This window comes from Glutamicibacter sp. AOP38-B1-38, assembly GCF_052377485.1.
In the GTDB taxonomy this organism is placed as follows: Bacteria; Actinomycetota; Actinomycetes; order Actinomycetales; family Micrococcaceae; genus Glutamicibacter.
The window spans coordinates 1-19,859 of record NZ_JBQSWU010000010.1; the positions used below are offsets into that span (position 1 = coordinate 1).

General features: G+C 54.2%; 13 protein-coding genes. 1 reads left to right on the forward strand and 12 read right to left on the reverse strand.

Features of this window, described 5'->3' with window-relative positions:
• Positions 1-281 precede the first annotated feature (281 nt).
• The 5 genes from ACT3TP_RS07445 to ACT3TP_RS07465 form a co-directional block, all read right to left on the reverse strand.
• A complete protein-coding gene (locus ACT3TP_RS07445) occupies positions 282-2,990 on the reverse strand; it encodes a heparinase II/III domain-containing protein (RefSeq protein ID WP_444620127.1) in 2,709 nt (902 codons plus the stop codon).
• A 220-nt stretch (positions 2,991-3,210) separates the two neighbouring features.
• Positions 3,211-4,143, reverse strand: coding sequence for a bifunctional DNA-formamidopyrimidine glycosylase/DNA-(apurinic or apyrimidinic site) lyase (gene mutM / locus ACT3TP_RS07450; RefSeq protein WP_444620129.1), 933 nt, complete (start codon positions 4,141-4,143; stop codon positions 3,211-3,213).
• A gap of 9 nt (positions 4,144-4,152) precedes the next feature.
• Entirely contained in the window at positions 4,153-4,851 is a 699-nt protein-coding gene (gene rnc / locus ACT3TP_RS07455; protein ID WP_105569194.1) for a ribonuclease III, read from the reverse strand.
• Between the two features lie 3 nt (positions 4,852-4,854).
• Positions 4,855-5,058, reverse strand: coding sequence for a 50S ribosomal protein L32 (gene rpmF, locus ACT3TP_RS07460; RefSeq protein WP_060701450.1), 204 nt, complete (start codon positions 5,056-5,058; stop codon positions 4,855-4,857).
• 2 nt (positions 5,059-5,060) lie between these two features.
• Positions 5,061-5,582: a YceD family protein gene (locus ACT3TP_RS07465; RefSeq protein ID WP_096287240.1), complete on the reverse strand. Its 522-nt coding sequence runs from the start codon at positions 5,580-5,582 to the stop codon at positions 5,061-5,063.
• Between the two features lie 391 nt (positions 5,583-5,973).
• Here ACT3TP_RS07465 and ACT3TP_RS07470 point away from each other — a divergent pair, with 391 nt between their 5' ends.
• Complete coding sequence (locus tag ACT3TP_RS07470; RefSeq protein ID WP_105569195.1) at positions 5,974-7,170, forward strand: CDP-glycerol glycerophosphotransferase family protein; 1,197 nt, start codon at positions 5,974-5,976, stop codon at positions 7,168-7,170.
• On the opposite strand, the gene ACT3TP_RS07475 is transcribed toward ACT3TP_RS07470, so the two are convergent.
• The 7 genes from ACT3TP_RS07475 to ACT3TP_RS07505 all read right to left on the reverse strand — a co-directional run bounded on the left by ACT3TP_RS07475 (position 7,167) and on the right by ACT3TP_RS07505 (position 19,858).
• Positions 7,167-11,000, reverse strand: coding sequence for a CDP-glycerol glycerophosphotransferase family protein (locus ACT3TP_RS07475; RefSeq protein ID WP_444620132.1), 3,834 nt, complete (start codon positions 10,998-11,000; stop codon positions 7,167-7,169). The genes ACT3TP_RS07470 and ACT3TP_RS07475 overlap by 4 nt on opposite strands.
• A 177-nt stretch (positions 11,001-11,177) precedes the next feature.
• Positions 11,178-14,687: a CDP-glycerol glycerophosphotransferase family protein gene (locus ACT3TP_RS07480; protein WP_444620134.1), complete on the reverse strand. Its 3,510-nt coding sequence runs from the start codon at positions 14,685-14,687 to the stop codon at positions 11,178-11,180.
• Between the two features lie 61 nt (positions 14,688-14,748).
• A complete protein-coding gene (locus ACT3TP_RS07485) occupies positions 14,749-15,699 on the reverse strand; it encodes a stealth conserved region 3 domain-containing protein (RefSeq protein ID WP_444620136.1) in 951 nt (316 codons plus the stop codon).
• An 863-nt stretch (positions 15,700-16,562) separates the two neighbouring features.
• Positions 16,563-17,054 (reverse strand): adenylyltransferase/cytidyltransferase family protein, encoded by a 492-nt coding sequence (locus ACT3TP_RS07490; protein WP_444620138.1) that lies wholly within the window; start codon positions 17,052-17,054, stop codon positions 16,563-16,565.
• Positions 17,055-17,090: 36 nt separating this feature from the next.
• Positions 17,091-17,981, reverse strand: a complete 891-nt coding sequence (locus ACT3TP_RS07495; RefSeq protein WP_444620140.1) for a glycosyltransferase family 2 protein — start codon at positions 17,979-17,981, stop codon at positions 17,091-17,093.
• A gap of 18 nt (positions 17,982-17,999) precedes the next feature.
• On the reverse strand, positions 18,000-18,824 hold the full coding sequence (locus ACT3TP_RS07500) for a CDP-alcohol phosphatidyltransferase family protein (RefSeq protein WP_444620142.1): 825 nt from the start codon (positions 18,822-18,824) through the stop codon (positions 18,000-18,002).
• Positions 18,821-19,858 (reverse strand): glycosyltransferase family 2 protein, encoded by a 1,038-nt coding sequence (locus tag ACT3TP_RS07505; RefSeq protein ID WP_444620144.1) that lies wholly within the window; start codon positions 19,856-19,858, stop codon positions 18,821-18,823. Before ACT3TP_RS07505 ends, ACT3TP_RS07500 begins: the two co-directional genes overlap by 4 nt.
• Between the last annotated feature and the right edge of the window lies 1 nt (position 19,859).

Genomic DNA, 19,859 nt, shown 5'->3' on the forward strand with positions numbered 1-19,859 from the left:
CCCTTCTGCGCAACGGACGGGTCTATCACAAGGCAGACGAAATCGTCGCCAGATATAAAATTAGTCACGTTGCGAAAGAGCGGTACCACTCCTGACAAGATCTATTAGAGATATAGAAAATTAAGATTATTGATTAGACAGGGGCAAAACACCATGCCGAGATTTGTCGGCAAACAGCTCCTCCTGTTCCTCGGTGATATGGCGCTGTCAACAACATAACGGGGTGAACTGCTGCTAGTGTCCAAATAATATATAGCAATTTTAGATTGTATAAATGAATCCTAAATCTCTACCCATGGACTCGTTATCTTTGCGGAATCCGCAGAATTCTTTCTTCTTCTGAAAAACCTAACCCGATATTTACCTGCTGTCAGGTTAGCCCATGAGGTGAAATTTTCTATTCTATAGGACTGACTATCAACTAGATCGTTGTCCTTATACAGCCTAAATGAAACTTCAGTTCCACGAATAGGTTCACAAGTGGCAAAAAGTCGCTGAGAAATGGTGTCGAACCAAACTCTATGTTGGCCGACTTCACCAGCAAGATCGGCGACGTGTTGGCTAGCCACTTTGGGTCCTTTCGGTCTCCCACCACTGTTAGCATCCGTTAACTCGTCATGAAGCAGTCCACGATAAACACTACCAATCTCGGAATGAGGCGTACCATCTAGAAGAATCAACCTTACTTTGAGATTATTTTTTAAAGCTCGATCGTGCCACGGAAGGATATGATTCTTATAGTGATGGTCAGCTAAACCCACTGCAATGGTTACTTCACAAGACTCGTTGGAAAAATATTGGTCTTGGAATAGCACTTCATCGATCGAGTCAATATGTTCCTGTGATACGCCACCCGTCATATAACTCAAAACATTCGGATGGGGTTTCTCAACAAATGATCCAATTTTAGTCTGAGGTGCTCCGATAAAGATCTTAGCCCCCTCAAATAATAGGCCGTGTAGAAGTGCTGCAGTCCCACCCTTAGAACTCCCTACGAAATAGACAGGTCGTTCTGATCCGAACTTGCGTATTTGTGTCGTAATAAATGATTGAACTGTATTGAATATAGATCTATCGGAATTTTCTTGAAGATAATAAGATCCTTGATCACCGAAGTCATCCAGTATATAAAAAGCGTGACAAGTGATTTTGTCGATCGTTGCTTTATAGTTATAGGAAAAGTTTCCTACCGGTGCCATTGCGGAAAAAACAAACACGAGCGGTGAATTCGGGTCACCTGAAGAAGTGTCTTCCTCAAGGTAGTTCAATCCCCGCTCGCCTTCGAAGCGCTTCCAGCCGCTAGCAGAACCGGCTACCAACCCTCGATCTACATAGTTAAATTTAGATATATTAAATCTAGTATCTAATTCAAGGTTGCCTTTTCCAGAAAAAGTCACACGAACAACGTTTGCCGTTTTCTTTTCCCCGAACTTCGGAAAAGACCAACCTATTACCCCTGGTTTTTCTACTCCATTCACAACATCTACATTAATGGCAAACTCAGATTCAATAAAAGCGTCCAGAACCTTACGCGTTCCGTCAAAAACCTCGAATCCGTTCCCATGAGGTACCACATGAAGTCCCACGGCTATGTTCCAATGCTGAGTAAATTCATGGTAAGAATCCGAAATAAGAGAATCTTTAATATTTATAGATTCGCTTCTCTTCTCGCCTAAAATTTCGATCTCACGTATATGTTTAGTGTCATGAAATCGTCCATTTTCTCCAATAACTTTAAATCTTTCATCATCAATCTGAAAGTCAGTAATGCGAACTGATGAAGCCTTAGAGTCTGTGCGGGGCAAAGATTTACCGTCTACAACTATATTATTGTGCGAGAACTGGCTATAAGCATATCTAGAAAATGGGTCCTTATAATTATAGCTATATGGGCCTGGGTCAGTTATTATCTCTCGCCCGCCAGAGTAGATTATTACGGATAAGTCATCCGAGTGTTTATGATAATCATTATTGTAGGCAGCTTGAAATAACAGGTAAGTTGCTTCAGCAGAATCCCAGTCTGACCGGTATATAGCATATCCGCTATCTTTATACGCTTTAGATCCAATATTGGGCTTCGCGCCAGTAGCACCAGCCGTGCAAGCGTAGGCAAAGTGAGAATCGAAGATCTTGCCTGCGGATCCGCGTAGATCCATCTTCGTAGTGTCACTGATAGGTGGAAAGGTTCCATTTGGCATTATCACGTTGGTAGCATAATCAGCGGCTTTGTCCAACAGATCTTCTAGGACTTCAGTATGGTCTGACTCTATCGCACGTAAAATATCCAGGTGAGCTTTGAGGCTTCGAGCCACCATTAGGTGATAAGTGGGGGTATTCTCAACATGAACACCTTCTGAGGTGAAAGCGTGCAGGAAATATTTACAAAGGCGATCAGCGCTAACGTGAAGTGCACTCAGTCGGCTGACTTTCGTTGTCCAGCTCCCCGCTACTGCATAATTCCTTAACGCAATGTCTTGGAACATTCCATGGTTGTTCAATCCACTATGGAATTCTTCTCGAAGGAGAAGTGAAGCTGTTTCATCTGCAAACTCACGCAGGCGGGTCAAATCATAGTTTATTGACCTATACTCGCACGCGAGGATAATTCCAAGTACGATATTCAATCGTTGAGCCGTTGTTTCATCGTGGTAGGCCATCGATTCCTTCGAGGTTGACTCAAAGGGATGCAAAGACCGCCATTCTTGAATAATATTAGCGGCTACGTCGAAATCACGTGATACACCCTGCGTGCTTAAATACTTTGCCCAACCTTGCATGAAAAGCAAACCGTGGAAATATCGTGCCTTCGTTCGATCTGCTCCGTCAGCCCATCTCCCTCGCAAGTCGTAACCGATCGCACCGTAACGCGTTGGAATTCTGGTCGCGTTAGTTGTGAAGAACACTTTGATCTCTTCATTGGTTGCTTGAGACATTCCGATAAAAAAGGAATCGCAAAGCAGTATCTTAGATTCTTGAGAATCGAGTTTCACTGATAATCCTTAAATAATAAGTCGATAATATAAATCTGGCGACAATCCCTGCCATAAAATATTTAATTATGTTACAAATCCACGTAATACATTCTGTTTCCGGACATCAAGCGTGCAGTTAATACTTCCGGAGTCGTACTTATTGTCAAGCTTAGCAAGACAATTGCCACCCACGGAATAAGCAAAAGAACAGTTTCTAGGCACGCAACTAAAACCGAATTTACTGTAGCCCGCGATTCCGAGGCCGCGGCTGGCATACAGGGCAGCTGTACGAGGAGCGTCCCATGAAAGGGTCTCGGCGGATCACCGATTCTCGCCCGTTTCCGGCGCAGCGTTGGCAGGCCTTGCCCTCGCGACCGTAGGCGTTCAGGGACCGGGAAAAGTAGCCACTGGCGCCGTTGACATTGACGTATAGGGAGTCGAAGCTGGTTCCTCCGGCGTCTAGCGCACGGGACATCACATCGATGAGTGCCGCGTCCAGGCGTTCGACCTCTGGGCGCCTGATGGTCGCGGTGTTACGGAGCCCGGATAGTCCTGCCTGCCAAAGCGCCTCGTCGGCGTAGATATTGCCAACACCGGAGATCACCGTCTGGTCAAGAATCGCCCTCTTCAGATCGGTGGTTCGTTTGCGCAGCGAAAGATAAAGCGAAGCAGTGTCCCTGTAGGGGTCCAAGACATCTCGGGCTATATGCGCGGCGGCTTGTGCAATACACGGTTTATCGCTGCCGGCACCGCCTGGATGCCCATCCGCGGTCGGCACCAGCGGGGACAGGAACATTCCGCCAAAAATTCGCTGGTCGACGAAGCGCAGCTCGGATGGTGCGTCGCTGCGTTCGCTGAGCGACAACCGGACCTTCAGGTGCTTTTCATCCGGCGCATCTGGCTCTTCGACCAGGAGCTGGCCACTCATTCCAAGATGCGCCACCAAGGCTGCCGGCTCAGAAAGGCCTTCGAGGTCCATCCAGAGAAACTTGCCCCGACGTACGACCGAAGCCAGGGTGCATCCGGCCAGGGTTTCTTCGAAATCGCGCACACCGTCGGCATGCCGCCGAACGGACCGCGGATCCAGGACCTGGGCAGACTCGATCAATCGCGCGCGAACCCATTTATCTAGTCCTTCACGGACAACTTCTACCTCCGGCAGCTCAGGCATATCCGTGCCTTAGCGTTTCGGGAGATCTTCACCGGGGTGAAGCATATTCCACGTGTTCCGCGCGGCTTCTTGCTCGGCTTCCTTTTTCGACGGACCGGTGCCTTTTCCGTGCAGCTTATCGCCAATGAGCAGTTCCGCTACGTATGAGCGAGCATGGTCAGGGCCGGATCCGGTAACCGCATAGCGCATTTCGCCGTTTTTGGCGGCGGCGACTTCTTCTTGGATGACGGTTTTCCAGTCGGTGGCAGCGCCGAGCAGTTGCGGGTCGGAGAGCAGCGGGCCAACGAGGCGCATCACCATGTCACGCGCTTCATCCATGCCGTGCACCAGATAGACGGCGCCAATAAGGGCCTCTACGGTGTCAGCGAGGATGGAAGACTTGTTAGCACCGTTGGACTGGCTTTCGCCGCGGCCCAGGAGAATGTGCTGGCCGAGTTCGAGGCCTCGGGCAATATCAGCCAAGGCGCGGGTACTGACTACTGCGGCACGCAGCTTTGCTAGATCGCCTTCAGGGAGATCGGGGCACGTCTTATAGAGGTGCTCTGCAACGCTAAAGCCCAAGATGGAGTCGCCAAGAAACTCCAGGCGCTCATTAGTGGGTATGCCACCGTTTTCGTATGAGTACGAACGGTGGGTCAACGAAAGATGAAGCGTCTCGGAATCGATGTCGATTCCGAGACGCTTCAAAAGTTCTTCTTTAGAAGACATGTCTTAGACGTCTGCGACCTTGCGACCCTTGTATTCAAGGAACAACTCGGTACCTGCTGAGTCAGTGACAACCTTTGCCTGGTGAGGCAGGCTGTAGGTTACGCGGCCGTTTTCAACGGTCTTCACCAAGCTCGGTGCGGTAGCCTTCCACTGTGAACGGCGGGCACGAGTATTCGCACGGGACATCTTCCGCTTTGGAACAGCCACGACTACTTCTCTTCTCTCTCGTCTGACGTTTTATCTGTTGCCACATCTTCTGTGGCGGCCTCGGACAGCTGCGCAAGCGCTGCCCAACGAGGATCTACTACCTCGTGGTGGTGCTCAGGTTCATCGTTGAGGCTGACTCCGCATTCATTGCAGAGGCCCAAACAATTATCCCGGCATACCGGCTGGAACGGTAGGGCTGTGCCCACTGCGTTCCGCAATACCGGATCGATGTCAATATAGTCACCGACAACCCAATACTGATCTACATCATCATCTTCTTCGAATTCATCGCTCTCTTCATAGTAGAAGAGTTCCTGAATATCAGCCCCGTAGTTGAACCCGATAGGCGCAAGGCACCGTCCACATTCGCCAGCGATTTCCACCGTGGCAATGCCGGATACCAAAATTCCCTCGTGCACAGCTTCGAGGCGAAGATCTAAGGAAATCTCAGATCCTCCACGAATACCAATGAGTGCGTTACCCACATCAGCGGGTGCCGGAACTTGTTCGTTAAGAGCCTTCATGGATCCCGGCGCTCGGCCAAGGTCCATGGCTGATATAACCAATGGCGAGTTGCGATCGAGTGCGCCATGTGACGATCGATCAGAACGCTTATCGCTAATGATGACTCCTATAAAAACATAGTCCGACATTTCATCTTAGCTTGATTGACGCTCACTTCCCAAACCGGGAACGCTTCAAACGGCATAGAATCAATGTTGCACTAAACACACAATATCGCACCTTCCTCTTGCATCAAGACAAAAAGGCACCCATTTCCGCTATTTTTGCTTGCATGAGCCCAGATCATCACACGATTTGAAATTTTTCGGCCATTTGGCCTGTCTACCAGTTACCGAAATAATCTCTTGCATAGAATGATTCATGAGTTTCTGAGGTTCATGAGAGGGATAAATGCGCGCGATTCCAGTTTTGGCCGGTGCAGCTAAATTTGCCAAGATGCGCTTGGACGCCCGCCAGCAGCGCGCTTACGTCCAGCGGCACGCTCGGCACCTATTCCATCAGCCCACCGGTGAGCAACGGTATCGGGTGGCACTGTACTTTGCCGATGCGATGGTCAATGCGTATCAGATCCGCCAGTGGTATGAGCCGTTGAAGCACTTGGCCGAGTCCGCTCCGGTCGTGGTGATTACCCGCAACGCCGGTACCGCGCTGGCCTTGTCTGAAGAATGCCCGCTTCCCGTGTATCTTGCCCCCACAATTGGCGACATCGAAGAATTAGTTGATTCCCAGAATCTCAACGTGGTGTTCTACATCAATCAGAACATCCGCAACTTCCAGATGCTCCGCTTCAACGAACCCAACCACGTGTTCATCTGCCATGGGGAAAGCGAAAAGGCCTATATGTGGTCTAACCAGCTCAAAGCCTATGACTATGTTTTCAGTGCAGGCCAGGCCGCACGTGACCGGCTAGCGCTGAACTTGCGTAACTATGATGTCGAGCAGCGAACCCGATTGGTTGGCCGGCCGCAGATTGATGCGGAATATCTGGCTCCCTATGCGCTGAATAGCGCGCTGCCCACGGTGCTCTATGCGCCCACCTGGGAAGGGGACCGTCCGTCAATGAACTACGGATCGGTATCGAGCCACGGCGTGCAGGTCATCGATTCGTTGATCAATGACGGAGGCTTCAACGTCATTTTCCGCCCGCATCCTCGGTCCGGGGTCAACGTTGAACAATTCGGCGCGGACGTGGCCAAGATCCGGGAAAGACTCAATTCGGCGAATCCGAAATCAGCTGGACGGTTGCTCTTTGACGACACCGCGCATTGGGGATGGCAATGGCATAAGGCGGATGCCTGCATCACGGACATCTCGGCTGTAGCCTACGATTTCTTTGCTACCGGCAAACCCATATTCATCACCACACCCGTGTCCTCGGAGGCCGTCGTGGCCGACTCCCCCGCATTGGAACAGCTACCGAGCCTAAGCTCAGTTCAAGCCGCGCACACTGCCGATCTAGTCCGTGAAGCGCTGGAAACCAACGACGCCGAACGTGATGCCCTCATTGAGAAGTACTTCGGGGACATCACGCCCGGCGCGAGCATGACGCGGTTCCTGGCGGAGTCGCTCGCCCTGCTCGACTCCTAGCCCAGGCGCGAACCGGTAGGCACTGGCGATTTCACCAGAGTTTCGAATTGTTCTAGCGCCTGCAATTGGTAGCGTTCGGCATCAAACTCAAGCTCGGCCTTGTACCCGTTGAGATGATGTTCCATGCCTTCGGCCAATCCCTCGACGGAATTTTCGACAAGCAGTCCGAATCCTCCGGTCAAGACGCTGCGCGAACCGACGACGTCGGTGGAAATTGCCGGTAGGCCCAGCATCATCGCCTCGATCATTGCGAGTCCTTGTCCTTCATAGTCCGAGGAGAAGACGAAACAATCGGCAGATTTCAAGGTCGGGAACGGGTTGGCTAGCAGACCGGTGATAACTACTTGGCCGGATAAGCCAAGTTCGGTTATCTGCTCTTCGAGGCTCAGACGCAACGGTCCGTCGCCGATGAGCAACAGTCGGGTATTTGCATGAGCGGCGTGCACCCGAGCGAATGCGTGCAGCAACTTTGCCTGCCCCTTTTCGGGGGAAAGTCGTGCCATATTCGCGAAGATCGTCAACCCCTCTCCGCTGAACTCGTGCACCGGTTCGGACAGTTCTGCCCAATCCGAGGGCTTGTTCAGATCCAGCAGGTTTTCCGAGACGGTGAATTTTGATTCGTCGATACCGAATTGTTCACCTAGTTGCCGTTGATTGATCTCCCCCACGCTGTCGGTCACCGAAACGAGGGCGTCATAGTGGCCGTAGGTGGCGAACAAGCCTGGCATGGTGCCGAAGCGCAGCAGCCATTCGCCCACCATATCGTTGTGAAGGTAGATGCTCGTGCTTGCTGCGTGGCTGTGGGCCGCGGCGAAGAGCGCGGCCCAGAACCGTGAATATCCTTCAAAATTGATGGCCATGTCAAAGCGAGCGGAGCCGAAGCTGCGGTTCATTTCCCGCGCCATGGTGCCCAGATGAATATTCTCTGCCTCTGCCGAGCTGAAACCGCGCTGGGCATGGAAAGAATCCGATACCCAGCGTTCCTCGGCGGACATCGCCGTGGCTCCTGCGCGCGGCAGCACCTTCACATGGCTGGGCAGCGAATTGAGGATTTCCATGGCCGCCGGGTCGGAACCCGTCGCGTTCATGTCCACTGCCACCGCGACGAGGTACTTGTCGGGATCCAAGGAGCCAATCAGGTTCACGAAGGCTGTTGCGATTCCGTTGGGCTTGAATGGGCCCTGGTAGAAGAGGAGTTTGGTCCGAGCGTCGGCCTCTGGGGCGAGTACGTGCGCCTGATCTTCAAAGAAGAAGAATTCGATGACCCGTGCGCTCGCGTTTCCATCCTCCATCGGAGCGAACTCTGCAAGATTCTCCTCGAAATTTGGGTGCGCGGTGCCTGCTGGGGCTTGCAGCGTCTGGCGCAGGCTGCTGACCAAATCGTCAATGCTGTCGCTGACTTCTCCGGGCCAGCTTTCGCGCTCGAAATACAGCCCGCGTTCGGCATCATAGGCTTCGAAGTCCGGGGTGTAGAAGAGTACGGGCTTTCGCGCCGGGAGAAAATCATAGAAAATCGATGAATAGTCTGTGATCAGCACGTCGACAACGGCTAGAAGTTCGTTGGTATCGATCGACGCCGGAACCACTGTGGCGTCCAATTGCGCGTCGCCAATGAGCTGTTCGGCGAAGCGGTGCGCGCGGAACAGCATCTGGTGGTCGCCGCGCGCCATTTTGGCTACGTCCGTCACCAACGAATCCACGTTATAGCTTCGGTCGTTGAGCTGTCCGCGCCAGGTGGGGGCAAAGAGCACGACCGGTTCATGGTTCTGCGGATCAATCCCCAGCTCGGTGAGTATTTCTGCACGGCGCTGCGCGCTGAGGTTCACCATCGAGTCAACACGTGGGCTGCCGGTCAGTGCCACCGTAGCCGGGAACATCCCGTCCAGGTCGTGATCCTGCGACAGCGTCTTCAACGTGTGCCGGTTCGGCACCATCAGGTGTGTGGTGTGCAGGAAGTTGCGCTGCACATTTCTATGTTCTCCAACGGCGCCCTTGACGAGCTTTCCCATGAATTTCAGCGGGGTACCATGCCAGGTATTCAGGACCTGCTGCCCCTCGCGCCTTGAGTAATATGCCGGGAAAGTAGCGTTATTCACCAGGTATTTAGCGGTTCCCAGCACCCGGATATAAGCATCCGAGTGTTGCTTGATAATCGCTACATCCAGATCTTCCGAAAGCTGCGCAGGGACCTCGTTGTGGTCGTTGTAGACCCACGCGTAGCGGAACCCGTCGAAGCGTTCGTCTTGGCGCATGGCCTGGTAAATGGCCAGAGGGTGGCAATGCACGTTTTTTCCGTGAGAAGACTCAAAAAGCACCAGCTTCTCATCCAGGGGAAGCTGTTCGCTCGAGTGAATGTATAAGGCGCCCCGGTGTCGCCCCACGCCCTTGAGTGCGGTTCCCAGACCCGCCACCGAAATCTCGGTGAAGAGCAGCATATTCTCAAAGTAATCGCAGGCAACTCGCGGCTCACCGCTCTTGGCCAGTGCTTGTCCTGCACGTGCCTGCCACGTCCGTTGGGTCGTAGAGGTGTGCCATAGCGCATCTCGATAGGCTTCCGCGGCGTCATCCCACTGCCCGCGTTCTTCGGCAGCCTGTGCTAGGTCGATATGGTGGGCGGCGCGTGGCCCGGCTGCGGCCGGGACCTTCAGCTTTCCGTCGAGGTAGCCCCACGCGCTAGCCGCCCGAAGGTACACTCTTGCCGCTTGTTCATAATCGTTCATTCGGTGCAGGGCATGGGCATAACGGTAGAGCGCTACAGGTTCTTCCACACGGCTTTGCTCCGGCAGCAATTCGACAAAGCTCGAGTAGGTATCCGCGGCACCGGCGAAATTGCCGGCGCGGGCGTAGACCCGGGCTTGGGCGTAGGCCGATAGTACCTGCTCTTCGACCGTAGTGGCGGCTTCGCGAGCGTCGCCGAAGTGCTTGGCTGCCGCTTCCAGATTGAACAGCTTGCTGTTCACTTCGCCTGCGCGATAGTTCAGTCCTTGCCTCGTCCCCGGGCTGTTGGAGGCGGCCAACGCTTCCCGGTAGGATTCCGAGGCTCGCATCCAGTCGTTTGCTCGTTCATGCAACCGTCCCACACCCAGCGTCGATATTTGTTGGTCATTGCTGGTGAGCACGGCTTGGGCGTCGGCTCGTTGTGCGTTCTCGTATTCGCCTAGTTCCTCGTAGGCACGAGCCAGGCCATACCAGGCCTTGGAATACTCCGGATCCAGTGCCGTGGCCTGCTGGAAATAGTCTCGGGATATTTCGAACCGAGCCATGAATTGTGCCGCCTGGCCGGTGAGCAGCATCCACTTGGCTTCAAGCTCGTGCACCGGGGCGTACGCCTGGCGTACTTCGAGCTCACGCCATCGCTGCCCGGTTTGAAGCAGATGATCTGCGAGGGACGCGGAGCTCGAAGGCTCGGCAGGGAACCTGACGACGAGATTCTCTAATATTGACCCGGCAAGATCCTTCTTGCGGGCAGCAACCGCGCACTTGGCGTAACGGGTGTGCCACCGAATATTTTGCGGTTGTCCAGCGCAAGCCGCCGCGAATAGCTCCAGGGCGCGGTCGAACTTTTTCATCCGCTGCATGTTCATGGCAAGGGCTTGGATCCAGCCGAAGCGGTGCGGTTGGTGCGCGATGGCGGATTCCATATTGACCATGGCCAAGGAATATTTCTTCATCTTGAACTGGCAGAATCCGAGCCGGAAGCGAATTTCGTCGGATTTCAGGAGTTTCGTTGCCAGCGCCCGTTCATAGAATATTGCGGCAAGGCGGAATTTGCCGCGATGTTCGATACGTCGTCCAATTCCTAGGATGACGCGGGTACTAAATCTATTCACAATGTTCCTTTAACCATCGGCCCGTGCTGGATCACGCAGGCTGTCCATCGGTGGCTCGCGAGCTACCTGATGATTCTTCCCTATTTACCCGGACAATCAGCTATATTTCAGCCGTGTTGGCTGCCATCCGAAGTAAAGCCCGGCATCGATAGATCGATGCCGGGCTTTACTGGCTAGCTATGAACTGCGTGGGAAGAAGCGTTCAACGACGCGCCGTGAGGCTGATCCGTCGTCGTGTGGCGCGAAACGGGCAATGAAGCTCTCACGGTCCGCTCCCCCAATGTCCTTGCCATCCAGAGCTCGCTGCACCGTATCCCACAGCTCCGTTTCGGTCTCGACAATCGGACCAGGCATTTCCTTCTGGTAGTTCAGATAGAACCCGCGGAGGTTATCCCGATAATTTTCCAAGTCATAGGCGTAGAAAACGATCGGTCGGCGCAGCAGGGAATAGTCGAAGAACACCGAAGAATAGTCCGTGATCAGAACGTCTGCCGCCAGGTATAGCTCCTGGATGTCCGCGTAGCTCGAGACATCCATGATCCGCGTTTGGAGCTCTTCCGGAATGCTGATCGCGTTGGAGACGAGCACGTGCATGCGCAGCAGCAGCACGGTGTCCGCACCAAAACGCCGGTCAAATTCCTCCAGGTCCATTGGAAGTTCGAAGCTGAATCGACCGCGGCCTGTTCCTGCGTCATCTCGGAAGGTGGGCGCATAAAGGATGGTTTGCACTCCCAGAGCCAGACCAAGCCCTTCACGAATCTTTGCCTCCCTAGCTGGCGCGTCGCTGGACATGAGGATGTCGTTGCGCGGATATCCAAGTTCGGCGGCAATTCCAGAGAATGAATACGCCGATTTCATGATCTCGGTGGTGTATTTTGACGGCGAGATGAGGTGAGACCACTGGTTGGTGGCATTCAACACTCGCTGGACGTACCCCTCATCACGGCCATGGATCTCCTCGATATCCAAAGCCATATGCTTCAGCGGCGTTCCGTGCCAGGTCTGCAGGAAGATGCCTTCCTTGCGACGGCGCAGGTAGTGCGGGAAGCTCTGATTGCTCACCCAGTACTTAGCCCTCGCCAAGTACCAGAAGTACTCGGGAGAAAGCCGTTTGATGGTGATCGTGTTGGAGTCGGTGAAGCGATGCGCACCCGAATAGATCCAGACCTTTTTGCGGGTATCGCCGCTGCGAACCAGTTCTTCATAGATGTACCGCGGCGAGTCGCCGTATTGCTTGCCCAGTCCCGACTCGAAAACAATCAGGTTATCGTCGGCCGGCGTGCGGGACACGGCCTTGAACAGGGCGCGCATGACCGAGAAGTAGCGCTTGTCCTTCCGGAATCGGCGCATGAGCTTTTCAGGCAGTTCAGCCTTCCATCCGTCCTGCGAGCGGCGGCGCAACGCGGCCTGCTCGATCTCAGCGGTAACTCGCTGGCTGTTGCCTTGGTCCCGGTGGGTCATGAAGGCGTCTGCTCGCAGGACGTATTCGGCCTCCATGGCCTTGTCCCGGTCCATCGTCTCCGTAAGATCCTGCAAGAGGGTCGCGCTATCAAACGCGATACGCCCCGGCAGCTCGGCATCCAGGTCAAGATGCGAGCCTTGCTTGCCCAGGAAGCGTGCACGGTCAAATTGGAAGTAATGCACCGGTTTGTGCAGGAAGCTGAAGTCAAAAGCCACCGAGGAGTAATCGGTAACCATCACCGCAGCGGTTTTAATCAATTCCTGGACGTCGACCTCGCCCTGAACGATCAGTCGTGCCGGAGTATCTTTGAAATGCTCGCGGAAGTGCTGCATATTCGGGTGCAGGCTGAAGACAATCTCTAGCGAATGCTCGGCAGCCAATACCGCGAGTTCCGGAGACGAGAGCAGATCCTTCCACTGCTGCAGGTACTCGGATTCGAGGAACGCTTCCTCGTTCTGCATCCAATCCCGCCAAGTGGGAATGATCAGCAGCATGTTCTGGTTGGTTGAGATATCCTCGGCAAGCAGCGAGTCGAACCTCGACAGGCCCGTGACTTTGACATCTTCTGCGGAATACAGGAAGTCCGAGACGATGTACTGCTTTTCGCGCTCGGAGGACACCATGAACAAGTCCGTGGTGAAGCCCGGGGAGTTCTTTCCGTAGTTGGGCACCATCCATTTGGTGCCCATGACACCGTGCTGGAGGAAGACTCGGATTGCGCGGGTCCGTGAGGAAAAGCTTTGATGACGGGTGGGGTACAGATAGTCCGCATGGTGGGTGCCGACAAATCGGGATGCCCTAATGGCCAACTCGAAGTGCTCTTTGCTGCCATGGAAAACAACATGGTCCATCGAGTCGAAGTTGCGCAGATCCGGGGCATTCTCGTCAATGACATAGTAGGCATCGATGTCCGTGCGCTCGGCACGCAAATAGCGGAACAAGTGCAGCCCATTGTCCTGAGCTTTGTAGGACAGCTCTCCGACAATCCAGATGGGCTTGCGCCCCGCCTCAAGAATCGGGAAATGCCGCGCCTTTGAATCGGCCAGGACCGCGAAGGCCTCCTTGTCGAAGACTTCAAGAGTCAACGATGTGGATTTGGCCTTGAAGGTGAAGTACGGCGAGATTGCCAGCGTCTGGTTCCCCACCTGTACCGCACCGGCACGGGTGGTTGAACGGACCACGAATGGGGTTCTGGTGACACGGATGCGACGTGGTTCGTCGTTTCCCTCGGAGGTGACCATCAAGTAGACATCGTAGTTATCGCCCCGGTCGATCAATGACCAGTCTTCTTTGGAGAAGTCCAAGGAAGTCTTCCAAGAGTACGTAGCCTTGCCAAATCGGCGGTCCGCAAGAGTATCGTCCAAGGCCAGGTCCACGGGCGATTCAAAAACCAATTGGGAGCGGCGCCCGACAATGCTCAAGTGCGCCCCGGTCAGCCGATCGGTTTGCGTGTCAAGAATCCCGGCGAGGCTGAATACCCCCTCTTGGACTTGCGTCTTGTCGGTTCGAATCCGATAGGAGTGCGTAACATCGCGGTTCAGCCCAATGGACACCTCGGCACGTTTGTTCACGTAGACACCGGCGCTGCGTTCGCCCGCATGGAAGTGAGCGGCATCGCGCAGTTCGGTCTTTTCAAACCTACCCATAATGCGGTGAGCGATCACCGGACCGTCGAGAACTAGTGCCTCCTCGGCAATAAGATCCTTGACTTCCTTGCGGCGCATCAGCTCGCCATTGGGTTCGAGCTGTACCCAGGCGATCCCGGTGGGCAAGTCTTCAAAGAGGCAGTTGAACGTGAATGCCAAGCGTACCGTGCCGGCGGGAAGACCTTCGTCGTCCACTGCGGACTCTTCGGATACCGCAACGTCGTCATCATCCGGGACGGTGATGCTCGCCTCTGCAGCTTTCTGCGCACGGTAGTCTTCCCATGCATCGAGCAGGGCTGCTAGCCCGATCTTCGCTTTGGCAGTGATCCGTCCGGTATCTGCGTGTTCCACGTTATCCGTGGTTGTGCTGAACACGAGGGTCCGGCCATGCAGCACCGAGACGCCAGAGGGAGCGTAATCCAGCTCCGCGTCCACGAGCAGGGCGCCGTCGCGTGACTCCAGGCCAAGCGTATGATGACCGGCATAGTAGCGGAACGATTTCCTTTTCAGACGCTGGCCGCGGACATCGCTGACGAGCGACTGGACCAGCGTTTGCGCGGAAAGCTTCTTTAGAACCACTGACGATATTCCTTAAAATTGTGCGTCACTAACTTTCAGATTCTGGCGTTGCGGCCAGAACCTATTTTTCAAATGAAGAACGATACGGATACAGGACTTCGAACAGCTGCTTCACAACGCGCGCTCTTTGCTGGATGTCTGTTGGCTGCCGGACCTCGTTCAAGCAGAACATTTGCGGCGGTTTACGCCGGGCTAGACGAAGCGCCTGCACTGAAAGGCTGGGACTACCTATATCTAAGTAAGCGTAGTCGAAATCTGCAGGGTATCCCTGACCGGTCCGGGCAGCTAGCTGATGCGCCAGCGACGACGGAAGTGAAATATCGGCGGGGTTGCGAAATTTATTCCTCGCCGTAGCGGCCAGTTCTACTTCATATTTTTCTTGGGCCAGCCGGTGAACGCTGAGTCGCTGCGGGTGCGCGACGTGCTTAAATTTACGCGAGGTAGTGCGTCCGTAGGATGAAACTACGAGCTCGCGATTATTTGCCGCAGCCACGTTGACTGGAAGTTCTGCCTCTGTGGCATCCGCAAAGTGCCCTTGAGCTAGGGAGAATTTGGCTTGCCCAGACGGTCCGAAGAAGGTGTTGGGTGAAAGCGGTTGCCCGAAGAACACGTCGTCATTGACGTAAATGAAATGTTCGCTGAGACCCGGGATGAACGATAACCGTGATTCGATGGCATGCGAATTGAACGTTGGCAAGCAACGTGGGTCGAAGATCTCTGCATGGTCAACCACCGTGAGTTTTGGGTGCTCATCTACAAGCCACTTGGGCACTTGAGCGGCCGTAACCAGATATATGTTATTAACCCAGGGAAGATTCATTTCCAACGAACGCAGTGAATACCGGAGCTCATCATGAGAAACAAATCGCCCCAAGTCCGCGGCGCTTGATTCGAGTTCACCCTTTTCCTTCAGCAGTGCCCGCCGATACGCGGACTGCCAACTCGGATCGTCGGCATCTACCCAGGTGTAGACCACATCGATGGGGCCAACAAAGTCCAAGGCATCGTGCATTGGTTCTATTTCTCCCGGAAATACATTCCATCTGGCTCCGGTGCCCTGGGATCGAGAATCGAGCCGTGAGAGGCCCACCGCCCAAGAGCTGGAAGCTGCGTATGAGCCAAGCTCGGTGATGGGGTAACAGGACATCCCAGCTAATTGGAGCTCCGATTCCAACAAGCGCCAAGACTCGTGGTACGTGACATAGCTAGTGGAATTTTCATCCCAGGCGTAAGTTATGCCCAGCCGATCGGCGACGGCCCTGACGGCATCTTCATTCTCTGAGCGCACCTTGGATGCGGAAGCCAACAGCGGCAATTTCCCGGATTGCTGGGAAACTAGGACCTTGCGCAGCAGTGCCGACGGCAGGATCCTGCCTAGCTTGCCACGCCATCCAGCGAATTCCACGACTCTCCCGATTCTTGGTCAACTTAGAAGTCCGTACCTATTCTACGAAATGCTGGGTCCGCAGCGACGAGAACATCCGGGCGTAATTGCCTAGTATTCCCTGATAGTTTCATCCAATTCTGCCCCGCGGAAGTCCAAGCGCTGGGACTGCTCCATGAAGATTTGTGGTGCGTTCCGCAAAGCTCACTGCCAGGTCTTTGGCATCAACTCGAGCCGGAAGAATTGTCGTAACGGTCCTATTCAAACCACGACATGACTTTAAGCCCCCACTCCGTGCGGGTATGCGAAGCAATCAAGGTAATCTTCGGAATGCGGCGCAGCCAAACAGTTCCGAACTTTCTGCGAATACAAGCCGAGTCACCGGGAGCGCTCTGTGACTAATCGATGTAGCCCACCGCCAAGCGGCAGCATTCCGGGCGCACACCTGCTACTTGGGGCTTACTCTTCTGGGAGAAAAGCGCTCTTGCTGACTAGCTCAGTTCCTTAACGATTTGGCTCAATGAGTCAAGCGTATTCTTCAACGACTCGACGTGCCTTTCATCGAATTCGCTCAATACGCGTTTCATCTCGGTAGTCGAGATTCCCGCGGTACGCGGCAAGTAAACTACTTCAACTTCGTCGCCCAGGTCATCAAATTTGTCCTTCCAATCTTCGCCGATTCCAAAGACCTTCGCATCATATTTTTTGATGTCCAAGCGCTTCTGCTCCCAGTTCTCTTCCGGGATCGCCAGGTCCACGTATTTGATGGCCTGGACGATTTCTAGACGCTGGGCAAACGGAACAACAGGCTTCTTGCCCTTGATCGCATTGAATTCATCTGTTGATACGCCGACTACGAGTCGGTCACCCTTTTCCTTCAGGCGCTTGAGAATATTCAGGTGTCCAATATGAAACAAGTCGAACGTTCCGTAAGTAAGAACTGTTTTAGCCATGTTTACCTCCGCGCCATTTAGCTGGTGCATAGTTTTAGTGGCGAGCTCTGCCGCTCGCCATAAGTTTTAAAGTACTGGTGGTCTTCCCGCCATAGTCATTCTAAGCACGGTTGACCATCTAAGCTTAGGCCGAGCCTCCCGATGCCATGGACTTCCACGCCAGCCCGCACGCCAACCAGCCACATATTGACTGACAGCAGAGCGATTTTTCCTCATTCTGAGACACTCAACCAAGAGCCATGAAGTTGGATAGATCCAGCACAAGGGAGCCGGCAGATTTCGACGTGCCAGCCAAACCCTATTCCGTGCGTTTAGCCGGTAGAACTCATCATGGCGACGCGGATCCACGACCGGATGGCCGATCCTCATGTCTCCGGCATACCAAACATAGTGTCCGGTGTCCCAGATACGCCAAGCAAGTTCAATTCCCTCATGTGCGTACCAAAAACCGGCAGCCCAGCCACCTGTTTTGTCAAATAACGCGCGTGGGCTGACCAGGCAAGTCTCCCCGACGTGGAAAACCTTGCTAGGTTCTTCTGCGGTGCGCTTATTCAAGCGAGGGATCCAACGGGTGGGATCATTCTCGAAAGATTTCGGATCGGTAATGCGCGGCTGCAGCAAGCCCATCTTCGGATAGCTCTTGAAGCGCTCGACTGACGTAATTAAGAAATCATCGTCAAGGAACCAAGAATCATCATCCAGAAAGCAGAGGTATTCGCCATTAACTAGACCCACGCCGGCATTGCGGCCAGCAGGAATTCCAAGATTCTCCGGAAGAAAATGCGTCTTTATGGAGGCAGGGATATCAACAGGATCCCAACCATTGCCAACGACCACGGCGTCGATCTGTACAGCCTCCTGGGCAAGTAGGGAGTCCAAAGCGCGCCGCAACTCTGCGGGGCGGTTTCCCATTGTCAACACGACGACACCGACGCGAGGCAATTCTTTTTCAGACATCATCCTCCTCCCTTCGAACTAACTGGCTTTAAGCCGTGTGGAAGCCATGTTCGCAATGAAATGGCCAACGTTAACCAGGACGGTTGCAGGCAAGAGAATCCAAATCATCCATTTCTCGGCAATTCCAGGAATGCCGACCAGAGCAGAGATGATTGAACAGGCCAAAATTACCAAGCTGAGTTCCACCGCGTGAAGCATCCGGTGGAAGGGCATGAAGCGGGCCAGCGAACGCAAGCGGCCCACGATGGATGTCACCGGAATTGAACGCGCATCTGCGGTATCCGGGAGCTTAGCCAGTCCAGCCATACTTCGGGCGGCATGCACCATCAAGGACTGGGACCTGTTCAATACCAGTAACACAGCTAGGCACCCAGCCATGAACAACGTTGGCCAGGCTTGCGCTGCATTCGCTCCGCCTGCCGAGAGCTCTAGGAAAACGCGATATCCCAAGGCAATAGGTATGAGGGCTTCGGTCGTATGGTGACCGACCATGTCGATAAAAATGCCACGTGGTGACTGCGTACCACGCCACCGAGCAACTTCCCCGTCCGAACAATCAAAATAGAGCTGAACTTGTGACAGAACCACAGCGAGAATCGGGCCCCAGATGCCCGGAATCAGCAGTGCCAGGGACATGCACCAACCGGCAAGAATCATCAACCCGGTAACACCGTTGGCCGAGATTCGGGTACGGACCAACACCGCGGTGAGATATATCGAGATATGGCGCAGGTACAGCTCAGCTGTCCAGTGCTCCGCGTTCTTGCGCGCACGGACTTCAGGGGGTTGGCATACGGCCCGCAGCTCTTCTAGGGTGGGCCGAGCCGGGCGTTCGGCAATCATTTGATTCGCCCTTTATCGAGAGTGCTTCCTGCTCCCACTGCGCGGCCCTTGATATAGCCGGCGGCCCATGGAAGGTGTATGGCCGGGAAGGTGGCTGCGGTAAGCAGCTTTTCTTTCAGGCCTTCTCCCTTGGCCCGAAAGCCGGCGAGCAAAGCGCACGCGCCGTAGAGAACCGGAATCGCTTTGCTGAGCATCAGCAGGATATTGACTGGCTTCGGAAGTCTTTCACCGGCCAACGGCTGAATTACTGCTGACGCTATCCCCACGCTAATCCCAGCAAGGAGTAATGGTGGAAGGTCATGGCGCAACGATTTGCCCTCTGGGAAACGACGCGCAATTTCCCCGCGCCAAGTTCCGGAAGCAAATGACTGTTTAATCAGGGAAGGGAAGTTGTCTCTCGGGTAATAGCCAACCTTAAGTTCCGGATCAAACCAGACCTTATGCCCCGCCTGACGGATCCGCAGGCATAGCTCCCAATCTTGAGCACGCCACATGTTTTCGTCGAAATAGCCCACTTCTTCAAAAACTTCGCGACGGAAGATACCTAAGTATGCCGACTCCGCTTCGCCTTCGGGTGCGCCGGAATGATATGCAGGTCCGCCGAAACCGAACTTGGAGTGATACGCCGCGGCAATCGCCCGCTGGAGTGCCGTGCGCCCACGGGCGTCCATCAGGCCACCCACATCATGCGCGCCTACACGATTCAACGTTTCAATGCCCTGCTTCGTGTAGGAAGCGGGCAGCTCGCTATGCGCATCAACGCGAATAACAATCGGATTAGTCGAACTGCGGATGGCGAGATTCAATGCAATCGGAGTTCGCCCTTGTGGGTTGTCTACCAAGGTGATGCGAGAGTCTTGAGCCGCTAGGCGCTGTGCGACAAGATTCGTCTCGTCCGTGCTTGGACCTAGTGCAAGAACAAGCTCCTTGTCACCTTCGTAGTCCTGCGCCAAGATAGAAGCGACGGCCTCGTCGAGGTAATCTGCTTCGTTCAGCACAGGCATTACGTAGGCAACGCCTGGATAGTCAGTCATC